3 protein-coding genes and 1 pseudogene are annotated in these 6,230 nt (G+C 58.2%); all 4 read left to right on the top strand.

Annotation, left to right across the window (positions count from 1 at the left end; translation table 11 throughout):
* Positions 1-121, top strand: a pseudogene (locus UN63_RS17345) (LuxR family transcriptional regulator); the annotation flags it as partial.
* A gap of 126 nt (positions 122-247) precedes the next feature.
* Positions 248-3,304, top strand: coding sequence for a D-2-hydroxyglutarate dehydrogenase YdiJ (gene ydiJ, locus UN63_RS16475; protein WP_104488582.1), 3,057 nt, complete (start codon positions 248-250; stop codon positions 3,302-3,304).
* A gap of 117 nt (positions 3,305-3,421) precedes the next feature.
* Positions 3,422-3,670, top strand: coding sequence for a GlsB/YeaQ/YmgE family stress response membrane protein (locus tag UN63_RS16470; RefSeq protein ID WP_104488581.1), 249 nt, complete (start codon positions 3,422-3,424; stop codon positions 3,668-3,670).
* A gap of 625 nt (positions 3,671-4,295) precedes the next feature.
* The gene (locus UN63_RS16460; protein WP_104488580.1) at positions 4,296-6,086 is read left to right on the top strand and encodes a DEAD/DEAH box helicase; all 1,791 of its coding nucleotides are present in this window, start codon (positions 4,296-4,298) and stop codon (positions 6,084-6,086) included.
* Positions 6,087-6,230: the final 144 nt, after the last annotated feature.

Raw genomic sequence — 6,230 nt, 5'->3', positions numbered from 1 at the left:
GTACGGTCAAGAATCACCGCAAACATCTGTATGCCAGACTGGGACTGGACTCACGCGCGGCGCTGTTTGCCTTTTTATTAATCACTTGATTACCGGTGATGTGATTAGGAGTGAGGAGTGAAGGGGAAGGGGGGAGGAGTTCACATCTCAGGATTGTGATGGGTCCCCGTACTAGTGGCTCATTGTTGCGGAGTGTATACTGGCCGCCACTCCGGGCGTATTTAACGAATGACAGGGAACAGGCCGTATGATCCCAAGGATAGATCTGCAGCAGCAGATAACCCCTACCTATTTTGCTTTTCTCGATGCACTGGCCGAGAGCGGCTTTCGTGGCGATATTGAACGCAGCTATGCCAGCCGACTGGCTGTAGCCACCGACAACAGCGTATATCAGAGCCTGCCGCAGGCGGTGGTGTTCCCTCGCTCCACGCAAGATCTGGTGGTCATGCTGAGTCTGGCGGCCAAAACCGCCTATCAGGACATCCGCTTTGCGCCCCGGGGCGGCGGCACCGGCACCAACGGTCAGTCGCTGAACGACAACATCGTAGTTGACCTGTCCCGCCACATGCATCAGTTGCTCAGCATCGATGCAGACGGGCGCCGGGTGCGGGTACAGACCGGGATGGTCAAGGACAGACTCAACCAGCTGGTGGCGCCGCACGATCTCTTCTTCTCACCGGACCTGTCGACCAGCAACAGGGCGACCCTGGGCGGCATGATCAACACCGACGCCTCCGGTCAGGGTTCCCTGGTCTACGGCAAAACCTCGGATCATGTGCTGGGCGTCACCGCCGTGCTGGTGGACGGCACCATCATCGAAACCGGCCCTGTTTCCGGCGAGGCGCTGGACAAGAAGCTGGCGGAAGACAGCCGGGAAGCGGAGCTGTATCGCTGCGTCTATCACAGCGTGGCCGACAACGCCGGTGAAATAGAAAAGCGTTTTCCCAAGCTGAATCGCTTCCTCACCGGTTACGATCTCAAACACGTCTACGACAAGGCCAGCCACACCCTGGACCTGACCCGCATCCTGTGTGGCTCCGAAGGCTCGCTGGCCTTTATCGCCGAAGCCTGGCTCGATCTCACTCCCATCCCGACCTATCGCACCCTGGTCAACGTCAAGTACGACAGTTTTCAGTCGGCGCTGCGCAATGCGCCCTTGATGGTGGAGGCCAGGGCGTTGTCGGTGGAAACCGTGGACTCCAGGGTACTGGGGCTGGCGCGGGAAGACATCATCTGGCATTCGGTAAGCGATCTCATTCAGGACGTGCCGGGCAAGGTGATGGACGGCCTCAACATGGTGGAATACGCCGATCAGGACGGAGATGCCCAGCGCGAGAAAGTCGAGGCGCTCTGTGCCCGGCTCGATGGCCTGATCGAACGGGGCGAGGCGGGCATCATCGGCTATCAGGTATGTGACGATCTGGCCTCGCTCAACCGCATCTATGCCATGCGCAAGAAGGCGGTGGGGCTGCTCGGCAACACCAAGGGCCGCAAGAAGCCAATCGCCTTCGTGGAAGACACGGCTGTGCCGCCCGAGCACCTGGCCGACTATATTGTCGAATTCCGCGCCCTGCTGGACCAGCATGGTCTGCAGTACGGTATGTTCGGCCATGTGGACGCAGGCGTGCTGCACGTACGTCCGGCGCTGGACATGACGGATCCGGAGCAGGAGGTGATGCTGCGCAAGATCTCCGACCAGGTGAACGGGCTCACCGCCAAATACGGCGGCCTGATGTGGGGCGAGCACGGCAAGGGCTATCGCTCCGAGTACAGTCCCACTTTCTTCGGCGAAACTCTGTTTACCGAGCTGCGTCGCATCAAGTCGGCCTTCGATCCCTTCAACCGGCTCAACCCCGGCAAGATCTGTACCCCGCTAGACAGCCTGGATCAGCTGGTCTCGGTAGACGCCACCAAGCGCGGTTTCTATGATCGGCAGATCCCTGTCCATGTGCGCGATGGCTTTACCCAGCCGATGGACTGCAACGGTAACGGCCTGTGTTTCGACTTCGATGTGCGATCCCCAATGTGCCCCTCGATGAAACTGACCGCAGACCGCCGCCATTCGCCCAAGGGCCGGGCCGGTCTGGTGCGGGAATGGCTACGCCAGTTGTCGGCCCAGGGCTTCGATCCCATGGCCGAAGAGGCGGCGGTGATGAGCCGCAGTGCCAGCGTCAAGGGACTGGTGGAGCGGGTGAAATACACCTGGCAAAAAAGCCGCGGCGAATACGACTTCTCCCATGAAGTCAAAGAGGCGATGGACGGTTGTCTGGCCTGCAAGGCCTGCTCCAGTCAGTGCCCGATCAAGGTGGATGTGCCCACCTTCCGCGCCCGTTTTTTGCAGCTGTATCACCAGCGCTACCAGCGTCCGCCCAAGGATTACATGGTGTCCTGGGTCGAAAGTTATACCCCCTGGATGGCCCGGGTGCCCAGGCTGGTCAACCCGCTGATGGGCAACAAGTGGGTACAAAGCGGCGCCAGCTCGCTGCTGGGCATGGTGGACATGCCCAAGGTGAGCGATCCCAGCCTGAAGAGCCTGCTGGCCACCGGGCCGGCGGCGCGCTTCGACATGGCCGAGCTGCAGGCACTCAGCGATGAGCAGAAGGCGAAAACCCTGCTGATAGTGCAGGACCCCTTCACCTCCTTCTATGACGCCAGGGTGGTGTACGATCTGGTGCAGCTGGCCACAGCGCTCGGCTTCAACCCTGTGGTGCTGCCGTTCAAACCCAACGGCAAGCCGGCCCACGTCAAAGGCTTTCTGCGTCGCTTCGCCGGCATGGCTGCCGACAGCGCCCAGTTCCTCAACCATCTGGCCCGACTCGGCATACCGCTGGTGGGCGTAGACCCGTCGCTGGTGCTCTGTTACCGGGACGAATACACCAAGGTTTTGGGTCCGGCCCGGGGCAACTTCGAGGTGCTGCTGCCTCAGGAATGGCTGCTGCAACAACTGGAACGACTGCCGGCCAGAACGCCGGAGGGCGAGCCCTGGTATCTGTTTGCCCATTGCACCGAAAAAACCGCCTTGCCGGCCACCCATCAGGACTGGAGCCGGATCTTTACCCACCTGGGCGCCAAACTGGAGCCGGTATCCGTGGGCTGCTGCGGCATGGCCGGCACCTATGGCCACGAGCGCGAGCATGCAGAGGGCTCCAAACAGCTGTATGGCATGAGCTGGGCCGAGCCGATGAAGAAGCTGCCGCGCGACCGTTGCATGGCCACCGGTTTCTCCTGTCGCAGCCAGGTCAAACGCATCGAAGGGCAAGGCATCAAGCATCCGGTGCAGGCGCTGCTAAGCTTGTTGGCTTGAGCTTTTGTAGGGTCGATTTCAATCGACCAATGGCATGACCAATTGTCATAGCGGTCGAATACTCTTACCTAAAATAAGTCGACCCTACGATCATAAAATACAGAATAAGGAGAAATGATGGGTCTGATACTGGGTTTGATTATCGGTGGTCTGGCCGGCTGGATCGCCGGTAACCTGATGAAGGGGCAGGGCTTCGGCCTGCTGGGCAACATTCTGGTCGGCCTGGTGGGCGGCTTTCTCGGCGGTGTGGTGTTTCGTCTGCTGGGGCTGGCGGCGAGTGGCGTGATCGGCTCTTTGATCATGTCGGTCATCGGCGCCGTCCTGCTGATTTTCATCGTCGGAAAAATCAGACGAACAAAGCTATAAGCCGTAAGCAACACAATTCAGGGCGCAGACTCTACATGATGTCTGTTGCTCTGGCTTCCAGCTTCCATCTGTCGTTCAGTTTTAATTAGTGCTGGACAAATCACCCTGATTAGCAGAGAATGCGCCCTCAGCCCAGTTGGGCATGACCTTTTGTGATGTGGGTCACGATATTTAAGCCGTAATGTGTTGCTTGAACATCGTAATAACCCGCCTATTCGGCATGCTACATGACGATTCAACAGAGAAATCAAGTTGAAATCGTTAAGACCCTGGGTTTATGTAGCTGCCAAAATATGTGCGTTGAAGCGGGTTATATTGCGTTTTTTAGGAACATAACGCATCACGTCCGCGCCACACGACGCGACCCTTATCGGGTTGCCCGTCCCCTCCATTTGGGCGCGACGACACAAGTCTGGCAGATCGACATCCATGATGAGAAAGACTGACTGGTTTTTATCAGGCAGTTAACCATGGCGGTGTTGAGACAAAAACGGCCAGATTAGCCTTGTGAATCTTAGTGTGTATACACTCTGTAAAGGGAAGCCCTCACGATAAGTGAGCATGGGTTGTCCCTGGCCTTTTACTGTATCAGTCCGCCGACATTCTATTAATTCGGAACTGTTAAATGACAAATACTTCTGTTGTACCTGCTGCTAACGTACCTGCTTTCACCGAGCTGGGTCTGGCCCCTGAAATCTTAAAAGCACTGACCGATGCCGGTTATGTGACGCCTTCTGCAATTCAGGCTGCTGCGATTCCTACTCTGTTGAGCGGTCAGGACGTATTGGGTCTGGCACAAACCGGTACCGGTAAAACAGCGGCATTCGCACTGCCTCTGCTGAGCACCATCACCGGTGGCAATGCTACCCCGCAGGTACTGGTACTGGCGCCGACTCGTGAACTGGCCATCCAGGTTGCCGAGTCTTTTGAAGGCTACGCCAAGTACCGCAAAGACATCCGTATCCTGTCCATCTACGGTGGCCAGGCATATGACTCGCAAATTCGTGCCCTGAAGCGTGGCGTCGACATCGTTGTCGGTACCCCGGGCCGGGTAATGGACCACATGCGTCGTGGCACCCTGAAGCTGGACAACCTGAAAGCACTGGTACTGGACGAAGCAGATGAAATGCTGCGCATGGGCTTTATCGACGACGTTGAGTGGATTCTGGAGCAAACTCCGGCCACCCGTCAGATTGCCCTGTTCTCGGCCACCATGCCGCCGGTAATTCAGCGTGTTGCACAAAAGTACCTGAAAAACCCGAAAGAAGTGCGGATCGAAAACAAGACGCGTACCAACTCCAGCATTCGTCAGCGTTACTGGTTTGTGCGTGGCATGAACAAGCACGAAGGCCTGTGCCGTCTGGTTGAGACCGAAAACATGGATGCCATGCTGGTATTCGTGCGCACTCGTAAAGATGCCGAAGATCTGGCTGACATGATGAGTCGCGAAGGTCACGCCTGTGAAGCACTGCACGGTGATATTCCGCAGAAACTGCGTGAAAAAGTAATCGAGCGTCTGAAAAACGGCCGTCTGAACATTCTGGTTGCTACCGACGTGGTTGCCCGTGGCCTGGACGTCGAGCGTATCAGCCATGTCGTCAACTTCGACATGCCGCACGACAACGAATCTTACGTGCACCGTATCGGTCGTACCGGTCGTGCCGGTCGTGAGGGTGACGCCATCCTGTTTGTAACCGGTCGTGAAAAACGCGGTCTGTACAACCTGGAGCGCCACACTCGCCAGCCGATCGAAGAGATGCAGATGCCGTCTGCCGATGAAATCAACAAGATCCGTGCCGAGCGCTTCAAGACTCGTCTGCGCGTCAGCGTTGAAGCCGATGAGAAATCACTGGCACCTTTCGTCGAGATGGTTGAGTCTCTGCAGGCCGATGGAATGGACAGCGCCCAGCTGGCCGCCGGTCTGGCCCGTCTGCTGCAGGGGGACCGTCCCTTGTTCATGGAAGACCGTCCTCAGGCCGCCCGCCGTCCTGAAGTTCGCGAAAGCCGTGACGGTGGCCGTGAACGTGGCGAGCGCACCGAGCGTCCGCGTACCCCTCGTGGTGGCCGTGACGATGTGTCTGGCGTCGTGATGGAAACCTTCCGCGTAGACGTCGGTCGGGTACACGGCGTCAAGCCGGGTCACCTGGTTGGAGCCATCGCCAACGAGGCGGATCTGGAATCCCGTTTCATCGGCCAGATCCAGATTCACGATGACTTCTCTACCGTGGATCTGCCAGAAGGCATGACTGCCGATGTGCAGAAAGTGCTGCAGAACGTGCGAGTTTGCCAGCGTCCGTTGAACCTGGCCAAGTACGAAGGCGGCCCAGTGCCCCGTCGTAGCTTCCGTGCCAACAGCGACGATCGCAGCAGCAAGCCGCGTTCACCGCGTCGTAACGACAAGCGCCTGAACGGTTAATCACCGCTTCATACCGCTACTAAAGGCCTGCCGGGTAACCGGCAGGCCTTTTTGCTGTCTGGCAACCAAGGCCTGCGCGGAGCGGAGCAGGGCCGCAAACCCCTCCCTAACCCTCCCCTTGCGTTGCACCCCGCTGTGATTCTG

This window comes from Oceanisphaera arctica (assembly GCF_002936955.1).
GTDB lineage: Bacteria > Pseudomonadota > Gammaproteobacteria > Enterobacterales > Aeromonadaceae > Oceanimonas > Oceanimonas arctica.
This window is presented reverse-complemented; position numbering and strand designations above follow the sequence as displayed.